12 protein-coding genes are annotated in these 16,394 nt (G+C 70.8%); 8 read left to right on the top strand and 4 right to left on the bottom strand.

The features are described from left to right. Positions 1-438 precede the first annotated feature (438 nt). Together ACZ4N5_RS08300 and ptsP are read left to right on the top strand one after the other, a co-directional pair. Positions 439-888 (top strand): PTS sugar transporter subunit IIA, encoded by a 450-nt coding sequence (locus ACZ4N5_RS08300; RefSeq protein WP_355839341.1) that lies wholly within the window; start codon positions 439-441, stop codon positions 886-888. Between the two features lie 77 nt (positions 889-965). Continuing rightward, positions 966-2,636, top strand: coding sequence for a phosphoenolpyruvate--protein phosphotransferase (gene ptsP, locus ACZ4N5_RS08305; RefSeq protein WP_467756328.1), 1,671 nt, complete (start codon positions 966-968; stop codon positions 2,634-2,636). An 80-nt stretch (positions 2,637-2,716) separates the two neighbouring features. Here the strand turns inward: ptsP and ACZ4N5_RS08310 are convergent, their stop codons facing one another. After that, a complete protein-coding gene (locus tag ACZ4N5_RS08310) occupies positions 2,717-3,610 on the bottom strand; it encodes a hypothetical protein (protein WP_467756329.1) in 894 nt (297 codons plus the stop codon). Positions 3,611-3,632: 22 nt separating this feature from the next. Next, positions 3,633-4,841, bottom strand: coding sequence for an MFS transporter (locus ACZ4N5_RS08315; protein ID WP_467756330.1), 1,209 nt, complete (start codon positions 4,839-4,841; stop codon positions 3,633-3,635). Between the two features lie 111 nt (positions 4,842-4,952). On the opposite strand from ACZ4N5_RS08315, the gene ACZ4N5_RS08320 reads away from it, so the two are divergent. Further along, the gene (locus ACZ4N5_RS08320; RefSeq protein WP_467756331.1) at positions 4,953-6,272 is read left to right on the top strand and encodes an aminotransferase class I/II-fold pyridoxal phosphate-dependent enzyme; all 1,320 of its coding nucleotides are present in this window, start codon (positions 4,953-4,955) and stop codon (positions 6,270-6,272) included. Here the strand turns inward: ACZ4N5_RS08320 and ACZ4N5_RS08325 are convergent, their stop codons facing one another. Continuing rightward, the gene (locus tag ACZ4N5_RS08325) at positions 6,273-8,240 is read right to left on the bottom strand and encodes an acetoacetate--CoA ligase (protein ID WP_467756332.1); all 1,968 of its coding nucleotides are present in this window, start codon (positions 8,238-8,240) and stop codon (positions 6,273-6,275) included. It abuts the gene before it with no gap. A gap of 213 nt (positions 8,241-8,453) precedes the next feature. Between ACZ4N5_RS08325 and ACZ4N5_RS08330 the strand changes: the two genes are divergently transcribed. Further along, positions 8,454-10,841, top strand: coding sequence for a glycoside hydrolase family 31 protein (locus ACZ4N5_RS08330; RefSeq protein WP_467756333.1), 2,388 nt, complete (start codon positions 8,454-8,456; stop codon positions 10,839-10,841). Between the two features lie 3 nt (positions 10,842-10,844). Here ACZ4N5_RS08330 and ACZ4N5_RS08335 read toward each other — a convergent pair whose 3' ends face one another. Continuing rightward, entirely contained in the window at positions 10,845-11,381 is a 537-nt protein-coding gene (locus ACZ4N5_RS08335) for an NUDIX domain-containing protein (RefSeq protein ID WP_467756334.1), read from the bottom strand. Between the two features lie 255 nt (positions 11,382-11,636). On the opposite strand from ACZ4N5_RS08335, the gene ACZ4N5_RS08340 reads away from it, so the two are divergent. The 4 genes from ACZ4N5_RS08340 to ACZ4N5_RS08355 all read left to right on the top strand — a co-directional run bounded on the left by ACZ4N5_RS08340 (position 11,637) and on the right by ACZ4N5_RS08355 (position 16,300). Continuing rightward, complete coding sequence (locus ACZ4N5_RS08340; protein WP_467756720.1) at positions 11,637-12,062, top strand: Zn-ribbon domain-containing OB-fold protein; 426 nt, start codon at positions 11,637-11,639, stop codon at positions 12,060-12,062. Positions 12,063-12,090: 28 nt separating this feature from the next. Continuing rightward, positions 12,091-13,281, top strand: a complete 1,191-nt coding sequence (locus ACZ4N5_RS08345; protein WP_467756335.1) for a lipid-transfer protein — start codon at positions 12,091-12,093, stop codon at positions 13,279-13,281. Positions 13,282-13,506: 225 nt separating this feature from the next. Beyond that, positions 13,507-15,150 carry an EAL domain-containing protein gene (locus ACZ4N5_RS08350; RefSeq protein WP_467756336.1) on the top strand — a complete coding sequence of 548 codons (1,644 nt, stop codon included), beginning with the start codon at positions 13,507-13,509 and terminating at the stop codon, positions 15,148-15,150. A gap of 409 nt (positions 15,151-15,559) precedes the next feature. Beyond that, positions 15,560-16,300, top strand: coding sequence for an MIP/aquaporin family protein (locus tag ACZ4N5_RS08355; protein ID WP_467756337.1), 741 nt, complete (start codon positions 15,560-15,562; stop codon positions 16,298-16,300). Positions 16,301-16,394: the final 94 nt, after the last annotated feature.

Raw genomic sequence — 16,394 nt, forward strand, 5'->3', positions numbered from 1 at the left:
CTCTCGGGCTTTCCTCCGGGCGCTTCCCTTCGGTCTTGCGTTTCCGACTCTATCAGACCGTTTCCGTATCCGATTTCCTCGGTGCTTTCCAGGTTTCCGCTTTCGCGTTTCCCTTTCCGGCGAGTCCGACTCTATCAGTGCTTTTCCATCTCCCTGACCACCGTCCCGCAGACATGCGAAACAGGACCCCGAGATAGGATCTGACAAGTTGGGTGCTGCCGGGCAACGACGCTTGGTCACGCCGCTCAGCCTCAAGCAGGAGTACGACTCTACATGGGGTGCGGGAGCAGGCGCAAATCGTTTGCCCTGTGCCCTACGGCGCCAACCGGGATCTCTCGCGCGGAACCGGCACTTCATATGACATACCCTGCTCAACAGTGCGCTGTCCGGGACAGGCAGTGACTGCCCGTATAGATCTCCACCCCCTCGGAGGCTTCCATGACCACCGTGACGTCCCCTCTTGCAGGACGCGCCATCGGACTCGCCGCGGTACCGGACCCCGTGTTCTCCGGAGCGATGGTCGGCCCCGGCACGGCGATCGACCCCGTGCGTGAACCCTCGGAGGCAGTCGCTCCCGTGGACGGCGTGATCGTGTCCCTTCACCCGCACGCGTTCGTCGTCGTCGACGGCGAGGGCCACGGCGTGCTCACGCACCTGGGCATCGACACCGTGCAGCTCAATGGCGAGGGCTTCGAGCTGCTCGTCAACAAGGGGGACACAGTGACGCGCGGCCAGAGTGTCGTGCGGTGGAACCCCGCCGCCGTCGAGGCGGCCGGCAAATCCCCGGTGTGCCCGGTAGTGGCCCTGGAAGCCACCGCGGACTCCCTCTCCGACGTCCGCGAGGACGGCGACGTGAAGGCCGGCGACGAACTCTTCGGCTGGCAGTGACTTCAACGCTGTCCTGGACGGCACGTTCGAAAACCATCACGGCGGCGATATCCGCCGCACTATCGGAGAAGGGTGAGATGGAGACAACGCTGCGAGGCGTCGGCGTGAGCCACGGTGTGGCGATCGGCGAGGTTCGGCACATGGGGACGGCGGTACTCGAACCGCCTGCCAAGCAGATCCCGCCGGAGGACGCGGCGCGCGAACAGGGACGCGCCCGCAAGGCCGTGGAAGCTGTGGCAGCCGACCTGATTGCGCGCGGCAATCTGGCGGGGGGCGAAGCCCAGGCGGTACTCGAGGCCCAGGCCATGATGGCCCAGGACCCCGAGCTGATGGCAGATGTGGACCGGCGGATCGCCGTCGGCAGTACGGCCGAGCGTGCGGTCTACGACGCGCTGGCCGCGTATCGGGCGCTGCTGGCCGGCGCCGGTGAGTACCTCGCCGGACGCGTGGCCGATCTCGACGACGTGCGGAACCGTATCGTCGCGCGGCTGCTCGGCGTGCCCATGCCGGGCGTTCCGGACAGCGACGAGCCCTATGTCCTGATCGCGCGTGACCTCGCGCCCGCCGACACGGCGCTGCTGGACCCGACCCTGGTCCTCGGCTTCGTCACCGAGGAGGGTGGGCCGACCAGCCACAGCGCGATCCTGGCGCGTGCGCTCGGTGTACCGGCCGTGGTGGCGCTCCCCGGCGCCGGGGAGCTCGCCGAAGGCACCGTGATCGCCGTCGACGGCAGCACCGGTGAGATCTTCGTGGAGCCCAGCGCGGAGAAGAAGGCGCAGCTGGAGTCGGCGGCGGCCCAGCGCAAGGCGGCACTGTCCGCCTCGACGGGTCCGGGTGCCACCTCCGACGGACACAAGGTGCCGTTGCTGGCCAACGTCGGCGGTCCGGCCGACGTGCCGGCGGCCGTGGAGGCCGGTGCCGAGGGCGTCGGTCTGTTCCGTACCGAGTTCCTCTTCCTCGACGACAGCAAGCAGGCGCCGTCCGAGGAGAAGCAGGTCGAGGCGTACCGCCAGGTGCTCGAAGCCTTCCCCGAAGGCCGTGTCGTGGTGCGAGTGCTCGACGCGGGCGCGGACAAGCCGCTGGACTTCCTGACTCCGGCCGACGAGCCGAATCCCGCGCTCGGCGTGCGGGGTCTGCGTTCGCTGCTCGACCACCCTGATGTGCTGCGTACGCAGCTCACCGCTCTCGCGAAGGCTTCGGAGGGGCTGCCGGTCTATCTCGAGGTGATGGCTCCGATGGTCGCGGACCGCACGGACGCCAAGGCGTTCGCGGACGCGTGCCGTGCGGCCGGGCTCCGGGCGAAGTTCGGCGCGATGGTGGAGATCCCGTCGGCCGCGCTGCGGGCACGGTCGATTCTGCAGGAGGTCGAGTTCCTCTCCCTGGGGACCAACGACCTCGCGCAGTACACGTTCGCCGCGGATCGTCAGGTGGGCGCGGTGTCCCGTCTGCAGGACCCGTGGCAACCCGCGCTGCTCGACCTGGTCGCGCTGTCCGCCGAGGCGGCGAAGGCCGAGGGCAAGAGCTGTGGTGTCTGCGGTGAGGCCGCGTCGGACCCTCTGCTGGCCTGTGTGCTGACCGGTCTGGGCGTCACCTCCCTGTCGATGGGTGCCGCGTCGATCCCCTATGTGAGGGCGACGCTGGCGAAGTACACGCTGGCCCAGTGCGAGCGCGCCGCCTCGGCCGCACGTGCCACGGACACGGCGGAAGAGGCGCGCACCGCGGCGCAGGCGGTGCTGTCCGGCGAGTAGCCGGACCGCACCGCCTACGAGCGACAGCGTCGGCGCCAGAGAGGGGCGCTCCATCTGCGGATGGGGCGCCCCTTTCGCGTTCAGTGCGCGTGGCCCGTCCCCTTTCCCTCGTCTCCGAGGTCGGGTGGTACGCAGTAGTCGACGCCCGATTCCGGGGAGACCAGATCGCCGGAATCGATGTCGGTGCAGTAGGCGTCGAACACCTCCCCTGCGGTGAGGGGCTCCAGGTCTTCGCCGCGCAGGCGCCATCCGTAGATACGGTCGGTGGTGTCGGGTGCGGTGGTGCGCATGACGAGTCCGCCGGCGCTCCGGGTGGCGATGCCGAGGGCCAGGACGGTGGTGAATTCGAGGGCTTCGGATTCATCGAGGCGTGTGGCGGCTTCCGTGCGGCCCTCCGCCCTCAGCACGGCGACGAGGGTGTCGGGCGCTGCCGAGACGCTGCACACGAGGTGGAGGTCGCCCGGGCCCGCGGTGTCGACGACGCGGGTGAGGAGGTGGGCGGCGCGGATGAAGGAGGCGCGGCCGATGTCCTCGCCGCAGGTCGCACAGGTGCCGATGCGCGCCAGAAGAGTGGTCGCGTACTCCCAGGTGGCTCGGCGGACCGCTTCGTCGACGAGGTCCGGAACCAGCTCCTCCAGGGGCTGTCCGTCGTAGGGAACGGTGGGGCCGGTCGCTGCCAGTTGCGCGGTGAAGCGGGTGCGGCTGACGGGGGTGTCGGGTTCAAGGCCGCTTTCGGCACAGTATTCGGCGTACTCCTCGGGGTCGAAGAGTGCCAGCGTGGTGTGGTTGCCCTGGGCGGCCAGGGTCTTGACCAGGGCTTCCACCTGCCGGAGATAGGTTGTGTGGTCGTCGAAGGCGAAGGTGCGGTAGCGCCGCATCGCCCGGAAGTCCTGTTCGTCGGTCAGCAGGCCGATGGTGCCGGCGATTTCGCGGCGCAGGACGCGTCGCATGGTGTGGTGCTGGGTGTTCGCCATGTTTCCCCCTGTGCACAGTCGATCAATGCTCACTCACAGTAACGGGCGGCACTGACAATGCGGGGCGGAAGAGCCGGTCGCGCACGATGCGATGCTGAAACATGCAGGTCATGGCTATGGTCACGCCGAAGAGGGTCCAGCCGAGGGGGCCAGTGGCGATGGCCGCTGTGACGGCGAGTGGTCCGACGCTGCGTTGCGCGGCCGGCGCCAGTCCGTGGACGCCGAGGTAGGCGCCCTGCGCCGCATCGGGGGCGAGGGCCATGGAGAGTTCCCAGGAGACGGTGGCGTGCAGCATCTCCGCCACCGTGAAAGTGGTGGCCGCCGCGGTCAGGAAGACGGTCACGGCCACGACTCCGCCCTTGGCCGAGAGCGCCATGGTGGCACCTCCGAGGGCGAAGAAGGCGGAGAGCGGGATGAGCAGCGCACGGGCCGCGGCCGTTGTGGCGCCGAACCGGGCCAGGGGGACCTGGAGGGTCACGACCATCACGTTGTTCAGGACCATCAGCAGCGGTGCGAGGCCGTGGGGAGCCCGGTCGGAGTGGGCGATGCACAGGGGCAGCCCGACCTTGAACACGGCGTCGTCGAGGAAGAGGACCGTCTCGGTGGCGACGTAGGCGAGGTACGTGCGGTCGCGCCAGGGACTGGCCGGTGGTGTCGCGGGGACGGGGTCCTTCGATGTGGTGATCGTGCGGGTGGCCGAGGGCGGTTCACCGCAGCGGACAGTCGCGAGGGCAGCTGCCACGAACGAGAGGGCGTCCCCCGCGAGCAGCCATTGGTACGCGGCGGTGGTTCCGATGGTGAGGGCGCCGGCCGCGACGAGGCCTCCCAGGGCCCAACCTGCATTGGCGACGGTGCGGTTGACGGCTTGGTAGCGGACACGGTCGGGTCCCGATATGCGGGTGGCGTAGAGCTTGGTGAGGACGTTCGCGGCACGGTCGCCGAAGCTGCCCGCGGCGGAGAACACCACGAGGAGGGCGTAGTTGTCGGTGGTCAGCAGCGCGAAGGAGGCTAGGGCGCGCAGGAGTTGGAGCGCGATCAGGACGCGGGTGAGCGGCAGGCGGTCGGCGATGCGCCCGCCGAGGGGTGCGCCGGCGATGCCGACGGCTCCGGCCGCCGCCACGAGGGTGCCGATCTGTGCGACCGAGAGGCCGGTGACGTAGGTGAAGTACAGGACGGAGACGGATGCCCACAGGCCGCTGCCGATGCGGTCGACCAGGGCGATCCAGAGCATTCTTCGGCCGTCGGGGCCTCCTGGAATGCGTGTCGACCATCCGGCTGCGCGGCCTGTCGGACTCACTGCTCCCCCTTGCCCCGGATTATGTATTGATACATACTCGGCAACGTGGCAACACAATATTCGATCAGTGGTACGACGGCCAAGGGAATTGCCGCGTCTGTCGAACGCGGCGTGACTGAAGGCGCTTTGGAGCCGGGCACGGCGCTCCCTCCGGTGCGCGGTCTGGCCGACCGGCTCGGCGTGAGCCCGGGGACGGTCGCGACGGCGTACAAGGAACTGCGGCAGCGAGCGATCGTAGTGACCCGCGGGCGCGGCGGGACCGTGGTCGCCGCCGCGCCGGCGGTGGCGTCACGGCGGCCGCCGCGCGTGCCGGACGGGCTACGCGATCTGGCGGGCGGGCATCCGGACCCCCAGCTGCTCCCCCGGCTGGTGCCGCCGTCGCGGCTCTCCCCCGGTGCGCGCTCGCATCGCAGTACGCCGCGCCTGGCGCGGCTGGAGGACGCGGTGCGCGACTGGCTGGAGCCCGACGGAGTGCCGACGGAGCACGTGACGTTCGCTCATGGTGCGCTGGATCTGATCGGGCGGCTGCTGTCGGTGGAGCTGCGTCCGGGGGACGCGGTCGCGATGGAGGATCCCGGCTATCACCATCTGCTGGATCTGGTCACTGCGCTGGGACTGCGCACGGTTCCGGTCGCGGTGGACGACGAGGGCATCCGCCCGGAGGCCTTGCGGGCGGCTCTACGGGCGGGGGTACGCGCGGTGGTGTGCAGTCCGCGGGCGCAGAATCCCTGGGGCGGCAGCTTCTCGGGGCAACGGCGGGACGCGCTCGTCCACGTGCTCCAGGAGGAGCCCGAGGTGCTGGTTGTGGAGAACGATCACGCGTCGTCGGTCGCTGACGCGCCACTGCACACTCTGGCCTCGGGCGCTCTGAACCGCTGGGTCCATGTGCGCACGGTGAGCAAGTTCCTGGGGACCGATCTGCGGTGGGCGGCCGCTGCATGTGATCCGACGACACTGGCCCGTCACGACGGTCGCCTGCTGTTGACGTCGGGCTGGGTCAGTCATCTGCTGCAGGAGACGGTGCACGGGCTGATGACGGACGAGGGCACGCGCGCCTTGGTGGCGAGCGCCCAGGAGACGTACGCCCTGCGTCGGAACGCGCTGCTCCGTGAGCTCGCCGACCGCGGCATGGAGGCCCACGGTGTGAGCGGGATGAACGTCTGGGTACCCGTGCGGGACGAGTCTGCCGTCGTGAACGGGCTGCGATCGTACGGATGGTGGGTCGCGGCGGGCGCGCGCTTCAGGACCTCGGCCGCGCCCGGCGTGCGCATCTCGATCGCGGAACTCTCACCCACCGGCGCCGTGCGCCTGGCCTCGGACTTCGCCGCGGTACTCGGCGAGTCCGAGGCCACCTACGGAGGCTGATCAGCCGCGCTCGCGGGCCAGCTCTTCGTAGAAGCGCAGGAGTTCGACGTTGTCCACGGAGCCGATGTTGACGGCCTTCTCCATGGGGGCACCCTGGAGAAGGCGTTTGACGGGCACTTCGATGCGCTTGCCGGTCAGGGTGTGGGGCACTCCGGGTACTTCGATGACCTCGTCGGGAACGTGGCGTGGGGAGAGCTGTTCCCGGATGGTTCCCTTGATGCGGCTCAGGAGAGCCTCGTCCAAGACGGCTCCGGGGGCCAGGTGGACGAACAGCGGCATCCAGTAGCCGCCGTCGGGCTGTTCGACGCCGATGACGAGCGACTCCTTGATCTCGGGAAGTCGTTCGACTGCTTCGTAGATGTCGGCCGAGCCCATGCGCACGCCCTGTCGGTTCAGCGTCGAATCGGAGCGGCCGTGGATGACCACCGAGCCTCGTGAAGTGACGGTGATCCAGTCGCCGTGGCGCCACACTCCGGGATACGTGTCGAAGTAGCTGTCGTGGTAGCGGCTGCCGTCGGGGTCGTTCCAGAAGCGGGTGGGCATCGACGGCATCGGGTTGGTCACGACCAGTTCGCCGACCTCGTCGATGAGGGGCTTCCCGCTGGGGTCCCGGGACTGGAGGTCGGTGCCGAGGCCGGCGGCCTGGAGTTCGCCGATGTACACCGGGAGCGTCGGTACGGCTCCGGCGAAGCAGGAGCACACATCGGTGCCGCCGCTGACGGAGGCGATCCACAGGTCCTCGCGGACCTCGTCGTGCAGCCAGCGGAACCCGTCGGGCGGCAGGGGCGAACCGGTGGTGGCGACGCACCTCACGCGGGCGAGGTCGAAGTCGCGTGAGGGGTGGACGCCCGCCTTGCGGCACGCCATGACGTACGCGGCGGACGTGCCGAAGAGGGTCGCTCCGGTGCGTTCGGCGATGCGCCACTGGGCGCCCGTGTCCGGGTACCCGGGGCTGCCGTCGTACAGCACGATCGTGGTGCCCGTGAGCAGGCCGGAGACGAGGAAGTTCCACATCATCCAGCCGGTGGACGTGTACCAGAAGAAGCGGTCCTCGGGGCCCAGGTCGCAGTGCAGGCCGAGCTGCTTGAGGTGCTCGACGAGGATGCCGCCCTGGGACTGGACGATGGCCTTGGGGAGGCCGGTCGTGCCGGAGGAGTAGAGCACCCACAGGGGGTGGTCGAAGGGGACCTGCTCGAAGACGGGCTCCACGTCGGCGGCAGTCAGGGCCGACCAGTCCAGGGCGCCCTCGGGTGCCTCGGTGCCGAGCAGCGGGATGTGCACGACGGCGCGCAGGGTGGGCAGTTCACGGCGCAGTTCGGCGACCGTGTCCCGGCGGTCGTGCTCCTTGCCGCCGTAGCGGTAGCCGTCGACGGCGAACAGGACCACGGGTTCGACCTGCTGGAAGCGGTCGAGGACGCTGCGGGCGCCGAAGTCGGGGGCGCAGGACGTCCAGACACCGCCCACGGCGGCTGTGGCGAGCAGGGCGACCACGGCCTGGGGAATGTTCGGGAGGTAGCCGCTGACGCGGTCTCCCGGGCGTACGCCGAGGGTGCGCAGTTCGGCGGCCAGGGAGGCGACCTGGCGGCGCAGGTCGGACCACGTCACGGGGACGGACTCGTGCGTCTCGTCGACATACAGGAGGGCTGGTTCGTCCGCGCGGGTCTCGGCGGCGCGCAGGGCGTGCTCCGCGTAGTTGAGGGACCCTCCGGGGAACCATGCGGCACCGGGCATGGAGCGGTCGCCGAGCACGCGCGCGTAGGGGGTCGAAAACCGTACGTCGAACCACTCGGTGACGGCTTTCCAGAACGTGTCCAGCTCGTCGACCGACCAGCGGTGCAGGGCCGCGTAGCCGCCGTCGGACGGGGCTCCGTGCCGTTCGGCCGCCCAGGCCTGGAACTTCGTGACCTGCGCCTGGGCGATGACCTCGTCGGTGGGCTGCCAGAGCGGTGAGGGGTTCGTGGTGGACATGGAGCGGCTCCCGGGCTGTGCGCGTCGTGTGCGTCGGTCGCGCACGAGCGGGGGTGTGCGCGTCACGCGGCTGACACGGACGATGCCATGTGATCGACTTCTGCACCAGGGCACGCCACACATAGTCCGCGACATGAAGATGTGGCGTCGCTACAGGTGAACGGCAGTTGAACGGCTCACTCATCGGGTGTCGGTAGTGGCAGGGTGAGCAGCATGGACGGTCGTGACCTGGTGCGTTCGGTGAAGGCGGTCGGCTCGGGGGGTGCCACTCAGGGGTTGCTCACGGTGCGAGCCGCGTGGCGTAGGAGGCGTGCCGACGCCACCGGGTTGCCGCAGCGGGGCGCCGAGCGGGCGCGGGTACCCGGGCCGGTGCTCGGTGTGGAGCCGGGGCCAGGTGGCGGCGTCGTCCGCTTCACGCGCTCGGAGCTGCGGATCACGGTCACGGTGGGCGGTGCGGTGTTCTGGGGCTGGGACGCGGTCGCGCCGGAGCCGTCGTACGCCCTGGCGGGCCGCCGCCCGGAGCCGGACCCGCGGGCCGTCCTGGAGCCGGACAAGGACGGCGGCTGGCGGGTCGTGGCCGAGCGGGTCACGGTCGTGGTCTCACGGCACGGCGCGGTCCAGGTGCTCACCCCTGGTGGGGTGATCCTGCGTCGCGATCTGCCGCCCCGGTGGTGGGAGCCCGTCGACGGCGGCGCGGCCCGCTGGATGCAGCGCTCCGAAGTGGCGGCCGACGCCCGCTTCTTCGGTCTGGGGGGTCGGGCTGCGGGGTCCCGGCTGCGCGACGGGACGTACCGGTTGTGGAACACGGACCCCGGACAGGCCTTCGGGCCGGGCGACGATCCGCTGTACCTCACCATGCCCGTGCAGATGGTGGTCGCCGACGCGGCCACGCATCTCGTGTTCCACGACACGTCGTGGGACGGCACCGTGACCTTGCGCGAGGGCAAGGAGGGTGCCGGCTCAGGGCACGACCGGGCCGGATCGTGCGAGCTGCGCATGGACGGGGGCCCGCTGCGCTGCTGGGTGATGGTGGGGACTCCCGCGCGCGTGCTGCACTCCTGGGCGTCGCTGACCGGCGCCGCCGCGCTGCCGCCCGCATGGGCACTGGGGCACCAGCACGCGCGGTGGGGCTTCGGCAGCGAGCAGGAGGTGCGCAGAATCGTCGCGGGCTATCGGGAGCGCGGCCTGCCGTTGGACGCCGTGCACCTGGACATCGACCACTACGACGCCCACCAGGTGTTCACGGTCGATCGCGACAGGTTCCCGAAGCTTCCGGTGCTGGCGGAGGAGCTCCGGCGCGACGGGATCCGTCTGGTGTCCATCATCGACCCGGCGGTCAAGGCGGAGCCGGGCAACGCCGTGTACGACAGCGGCCTCGCCGAGGACGCCTTTGTGCGGGATGCCTCGGGACAGCTCGTGCGGGGGGTCGTATGGCCCGGGGAGTCCGTCTATCCGGACTTCACGGACGCGCGGGCGCGTGCGTGGTGGGGCAGGCTCTACGAGGAGCGGCTGGCGCAGGGGTTCGCGGGGTTCTGGCACGACATGAACGAGCCGACGTCGTTCACGGCCTTCGGGGAGTCGACACTGCCGCGTTCCGCCCGGCACTCCCTGGAGGGCCGTGGCGGTGACCATCGCGAGGCGCACAACGTGTACGCGCTGGGCATGGCCCGGGCCGCCTACGAGGGGTTGCGTGAACTCGTGCCCCAGGAGCGGCCGTTCCTCTTCTCGCGCTCCGGGTGGGCGGGACTGCAGCGTTACGGGGGGACCTGGTCCGGGGACGTGGCCACCGGCTGGCCGGGCTTGCGGGCGTCGTTGTCCCTGGTGATGGGGCTCGGGCTGTGCGGGGTGCCCTACTCGGGACCCGACGTGGGCGGCTTCGACGGCAGCCCTTCGCCCGAGCTGTATCTGCGATGGTTCCAGCTCGGGGCGTACCTCCCGCTGTTCCGTACCCACGCGAGCCTGCGAGCCGGGCGCAGGGAGCCCTGGGAGTTCGGTGACGAGGTCCTGGAGCACGCGCGCGTGGCGCTCGTCGAAAGGCGGCGGCTGCTCCCGTACTTCATGACACTGGCGCACATGGCGCGCCGCACGGGCGCCCCGTACGTCCGGCCGCTGTGGTGGGGCAATCCGGAGGACCGGGCGCTGCGCGACTGCGAGGACGCCTTCCTGCTCGGCGACAGCCTCCTCGTGGCGCCCGTGCTGGACCACGGGGCGGTCCGGCGGGCGGTGCAACTGCCGCGGGGGCGTTGGTACGACATGGTCACCGAGGAGGCGTACGAGGGGTCGGCGCAGGTGCTGGTCGACGCCCCCTTGTCGCGGATACCGGTGCTGGCGCGGGCCGGTACCGTCCTGCCCGTACGCGGTACCGACGGTGCTCTGGAGCTGGAGGCGTGGGCGCCCGCGCGCGGGCGCAGCGGAGGTGGGCTCGTCGTGCCGGACGCGGGCGACGGGTGGGAGGAACCGGAGGCCGAGCGTTATGTGACCCGCTGGGAAGGGGACGAGGTGGTGGTGCGACGGGCCGGAGGCGCGGGGGGTCTCAGCGAGTCGCCGTATCCCGTACGGGTGCGGGGGCTGGGTCTGGGTCTGGGTCTGGGGACACCCTGATCCTCAGATGTACCGTCCCTCGAACCAGGCGCGGACCGCCAGGGTGTGGAGCGGGAAGGCGAGTTCGGTCGGCCGGCGCAGCAGATGCCAGCCTTCGGTCTCGTCGGTGGCGGCGGACTGCGGCAGTTCGGTGGCGGGGCGTTCCGGGAGGAGCCCGAAGAGCAGCAGATGGCCCGCGGGAGAGCTCATCGCGTCGGCGAGCCGCACTTCCCTGCTCGCCACGTCGATGCCCGTCTCCTCCTTGAGTTCGCGCACGACGGCGTGCCGCCAGTCCTCCCGGTGGTCGATGAATCCCCCGGGCAGGGCCACGCCCCCGCGCGCGGGAGCGATGGTCCGGGTGATGACGACCAAGGAGGCGCCCCTGTCGTCGTAGACGGGCTGCATGGCCACCGCGACCGGCAGCGGATTGCGGTAGGCGACCGTGCCGCAGGCGGCGCAGGTGCGGGGCCAGCCGGAGATGCCTTCTCCGTAAGGGGCGCCACAGCTCGAGCAGTGCGAATCGGGCGCGAAGTCGGCGGGTGGGTGCGGGGTTGGGGACACGCCGCGGACTGTAGCCGATCACCGGACGGACGTCTTCGGAGTGGACCGAACTGGGCGGCCGGGACGGAGCGGCCGGGGCGGAGCGGCCGGAACCACCCCCGTGGGCCCCGGCCACCCCGCCAGGTACTCCGACGCCCGAAGGGCACCCGTTGGTTCGCCCGGACGCCCTGCCCAATTCCCGTTGCCCGTGGCACACTTCTGACGTTCCGTCAGATCCAGTGCCGTGGAGGGATCGTGTCGCGCACACGCACACCTGTGGTCGCCGGATGGTTCACCGGGGAAGGAAGCGACTTCCGTCTGCTCGGCACACGTTGCTCGGCGTGCACCTCGGTGTTCTTCCCCCGCGAGGACGCCTTCTGCCGCAATCCGGGGTGTACGGGCGGCGAGCTGGCCGAGGTGCCGCTCTCCCCCCGTGGCCGCGTCTGGTCGTACACCGACAGTCGATACCGACCCCCGTCACCCTATGTGACCGATCCGGAACTCTCGTGGAAGCCCTACGCGTTGATCGCTGTGGAGCTGGAATCCGAGCGCCTCGTGGTGCTCGGCCAGGCGGCTCCGGGGATCACCGTCGCCGATCTGACGGTGGGCATGGAGGTGGAGGTCGTCCCTGGTGTGTTGAACGAGGACACGGAGACGACCTGGACGACGTGGCACTGGCGGCCGACAGGGGTGACGGCATGAGAGGCACGTGGCGGACGGGAGCGGCGGCGTGAGCGGTGATGTGGCGGTGCTCGGCGTGGGGATGCACCCATGGGGCAAGTGGGGGCGGGGTTTCGTCGAGTACGGGGTCGCGGCGGCGCGCGCGGCACTGACCGACGCGGGGATCGACTGGCGGGACGTCGACTCGATCGTGGGCGCGGACACCGTGCGCGGAGGCTATCCGGGGTACGTGGCGGGGGCGACGTTCGCGAAGGCGCTGGGGTGGCAGGGGGCACGCGTGGCGAGCGTGTACGCGGCGTGCGCGTCCGGGGCGCAGGCACTCGGAACGGCGCGTGCGCAGATCCTCTCGGGTCTCGCGGAGGTGGTGCTCGTGGTGGGGGCGGACGCCGCGCCCAAGGGGTTCTTCCGCCCCGCCGGCGGGGACCGGCCGGACGATCCGGACTGGCTGCGCTTCCGCGTCCTCGGGGCGACGAACCCGACGTATTTCGGGCTGTACGCGCGGCGCCGGATGGCTCTGTACGGCGACACTCCGGAGGACTTCGCCCAGGTCAAGGTGAAGAACGCGGCCCTGGGCGCACTCAATCCCAACGCCCGTTACCGCAAGAGGGTCACGGCCGAGGAGGTCGCCGCATCGGCCGTCGTCGCCGATCCGCTGCGGCTGCTCGACATCTGCGCGACCTCCGACGGCGGCGCGGCCGTGGTGCTCGCCGGCATGGAGTTCGCGCGCCGGCACGGGGCATCCGAGCCGGTGCGGATCCGCGCGGTGTCGACCGTGACGCCGCGCTATCCCAACACGGTGCTGGATCTGCCGGACATGGCGACGGATTCCGCGGTCGCGGTGGAGCCCGCGGCCGGGACCTTCCGGTCCTCCATCGCCCAGGCGGCATACGAGGAGGCGGGTGTCGGGCCCGAGGATCTCTCGTTCGCCGAGGTGTACGACCTGTCGACGGCCCTGGAGCTGCAGTGGTACGAGGACCTCGGGTTCTGTGGGGAGGGCGAAGCCGCCAAACTGCTGCGCGAGGGCGCCACGGCGCTCGGCGGGCGCATACCGGTGAACGTCAGCGGCGGGCTCGCCTCCTTCGGGGAGGCCGTTCCGGCGCAGGCCATCGCCCAGGTGTGCGAACTGACGTGGCAGTTGCGGGACGGTGCGGGTGCCCGGCAGGTCGCCGGGGCGAATGTGGGAATCACCGCGAACCAGGGGCTGTTCGGACACGGCTCATCGGTCGTGGCGGTGCGGTGACCCCCGCGGTGGTCCGCCGAGGACCGGCCGGCTCTGCGCCGGAGCCTGGGCCGGCGCCGGGCGCCCTCCGGCTCGGGCGGCCCTGCGGTGGAACCGGTCTCGGTGGGAAGGTGCGTGCGGGCCCGCCCGGGGGCTCGTACACACCCACTGTGACGACCTCGGAATCCTGCGTGAACTCCGTATGAATCGCCCACCGGCGTACGCCGACGGCGGCACCATGCTGTTGTGCCCTCCTGGACGGATACTGTCCGCTTCGCCTTCCAGCCGGTCGTCAATCTGACGACCGGAGGGGTCGCGGCGCTGGAGATACTCGCCCGTCCGGAGTCCGGCGACATCCTGGCTCAGGCCCGCCGCGACCCCGAACTCGACGGCAGGCTGGCCGCGTTGGCCATCCGGGCCGCCGCCCGCAGGGAGACGCTGCTGCCCCTGCACGTCAACGTGTTCGCCGGAACCCTGGCCGACCTCGGCAGGCTCTCGGCACTGCGGAACGAGGTGCAGGACGCCGGGCGGCTGCCCTGGGAGGTCACCGTCGACGTTGGCCCGCCGTACACACACGTGCCCCAGCACGCCCTGCTGGAGGCGGTGGCCGCGGTGCGCGGCGAGGGCTTCCGGATCTGCGCGGACGGCATCGGCGACGGCGACGTACCGCTGCGCCTGCTCACGGACCTGGCCCCCGAGCTGATGAAGCTCGACGTGTCCCTGTTGTCGCGGCCCGCCGCGGTGCGCGCGATGCGGACGCTGTGCGAACAGCTCGGCGCGCTGCTGTCCGTCGAAGGGGTCGAGACGGAACTGCAGTGCGCCACCGCGGTGTCGGCGGGCGCGCAGCTCGCGCAGGGCCAACTGTTCGCACCGCCCGCCCGGCTGCCCTCGGCGGACGTATACGTTCCGGCGCTGTCGCCCGGCGTGCGCAGCGCGCCCCGGTCCGGGCCGTCCGTACGGCAGTTCGTACGCCCGGCGGCGCTGCTGCCGACCACCGCGTCGGCCGGACAGGTCAGGGCACTGCTCACCGGGTCGCCCGACGTGTCCGGGGTGCTGCTCGTGGACCCGTCCGGGATGCCGGTCCGCTCGGTGCACCGGTCACGCTTCCTGTTGTCGATGTCGGGGCGCTACGGGCATGCGCTGTACGCCGATCGGCCCGCCTCCAAGCTCGGTGATCCACCGCGTACGGTCGGCGTCGACGCCACGGCCTGGGAAGTGCTCGACGTCGTCGCGGACGGGGACCGGGACCGTACGTCCGACGATGTCGCGGTCGTAGACCACTACGGGCGGTGTGTGGGCGTCGTACGCCTCGCGGACCTCGTACGGGCGCTGTCCGAAAGCCGGGTCGAGGAGGCGGCGGGGCTCAACCCGCTGACCCGGCTGCCCGGTTCGGACGCGATCACCGGGGAGGTGGACCGGTGGATCGCGGACGGCCGGATGTTCGCTCTGAGCTGGCTGGACATCGACCACTTCAAGCAGGTCAACGACGGAGCGGGGTTCGCGGCCGGCGACGAGCTGATCCGTGCGGTCGGTCGGGCGTTGCAGCTCTCCGCGTCCGAGACGACGCTGGTCGGGCACATCGGCGGTGACGACTTCCTGGTTCTCGCCGACCCGGACGCCCTCGACCCGCTGGCCGCCTCGGTGCTCGACACACCCTGGGCGGCCGGCGGCCGCGCCGTCACCCTGTCGCTGGCCACGGTGCTGTGCGCCCCCGGCAGCGTGATCGACCACCGGCAGGCGGCCACCTCTCTGGCACCTCTCAAGCAGGCCGCCAAGGTTCTGGACGGGGCGAGTTGGGTGCTGGGGCGGGCGGGGCTGCCCGGTCATGAGATCCTCCGCGGCACGGGCGGCGCGCCGATGGAGCCGTACGGCCACACGCTGACCGGCTGACCACCTTCCCGGCTTCCCGGCTTCCCGGCTTCCCGGCTTCCCGGCTTCCCGGCTTCCCGGCTTCCCGAAAATGGTCCACTCGTACGACGCCGGCGCCCCGCCGCGGCGCGTCCTCTTTGCGCCCTCGAACCGTTGCAGTCCGCGACCTTGACGCCCCCTGGGTGCCGGAGAACACTTCCGGGTGTCAGTCGGCATCGCCGCATTCGGGCGTCTTCAGGCACCGCACCGCTCGGGTTTCCGGCCTGTACCCAGGCCCGTCCCCCACGGGCGATTCCGCTGCGACGGCACGCTCGTCACGGACGCCGAGCGGGGCGCGGGATCTCCCTGCCTTCGGCTGAAGTAGCCATGGGAAACGCACCCTGCACGGTGGCCCGGAGCGGATCGCCCCGGGCGAGGCCTAGGAGCCGCCATGAGCAACGGAGACATCTTTGTCGGCGAGTTGATCGGTACCGCGATTCTGATTCTGTTCGGCGCGGGTGTGTGCGCCGCTGTCACCCTGAACAAATCCAAGGCCCAGGGAGCGGGGTGGGTCGTCATCGCCTTCGGGTGGGGCTTCGGCGTCCTCGCCGGCGCCTACACCGCGGCACCGCTGTCGGGAGGGCAGATCAACCCGGCGGTCACCATCGGATTCGCGATCGAGGGCTCGACGAAGTGGTCGGACGTGCCCTTCTACCTCCTCGGACAGTTCGCCGGAGCCATCATCGGGGCGGTCCTGTGCTGGCTGCTCTACCTCGGCCAGTTCAACCTCAACGCCGAGGAGGACAAGGCCATCGAGACGCTGGGGATCTTCTCGACTCGCCCGGAGATCGACAACCCGGTGCAGAACCTGATCACCGAGATCATCGCCACGGCCGCCCTGATGCTGCCCATTCTCGGGTTGGTCGGCGGCAGCAAGCACGTCGCGGGCATCGGCGACGCGGGTCTGCCGGTACTGCTCATCTCCTTCCTCGTCGTCGGCATCGGTCTCTCCTTGGGCGGCCCGACCGGGTACGCCATCAATCCGGCCCGCGACCTGGGACCCCGCCTCACCCACGCGCTGCTGCCGATTCCCAACAAGGGCACTTCGGAGTGGAGATACTCCTGGATTCCGGTGGTCGGCCCGATCGCGGGTGCCGCCATCGGCGCCGGGATCTACAACGTGGCCTTCTGACGAAACGCAGCCACCTCGGAAGCTCAGCCGCCTGACGAAGGCCCAGCCACCCTCCTGACGAGAACGCAGCCTCCTGACGAAGAACCCGTAAGGG

This window comes from Streptomyces sp. NPDC026500 (genome assembly GCF_055567635.1).

Coding starts and splice junctions, on each gene's coding strand:
- ACZ4N5_RS08300 (WP_355839341.1), top strand. CDS start 439: ATGACCACCGTGACGTCCCCTCTTGCAGGACGCGCCATCGGACTCGCC.
- ptsP (WP_467756328.1), top strand. CDS start 966: ATGGAGACAACGCTGCGAGGCGTCGGCGTGAGCCACGGTGTGGCGATC.
- ACZ4N5_RS08310 (WP_467756329.1), bottom strand. CDS start 3,610: ATGGCGAACACCCAGCACCACACCATGCGACGCGTCCTGCGCCGCGAA.
- ACZ4N5_RS08315 (WP_467756330.1), bottom strand. CDS start 4,841: ATGCTCTGGATCGCCCTGGTCGACCGCATCGGCAGCGGCCTGTGGGCA.
- ACZ4N5_RS08325 (WP_467756332.1), bottom strand. CDS start 8,240: ATGTCCACCACGAACCCCTCACCGCTCTGGCAGCCCACCGACGAGGTC.
- ACZ4N5_RS08330 (WP_467756333.1), top strand. CDS start 8,454: ATGGACGGTCGTGACCTGGTGCGTTCGGTGAAGGCGGTCGGCTCGGGG.
- ACZ4N5_RS08355 (WP_467756337.1), top strand. CDS start 15,560: ATGAGCAACGGAGACATCTTTGTCGGCGAGTTGATCGGTACCGCGATT.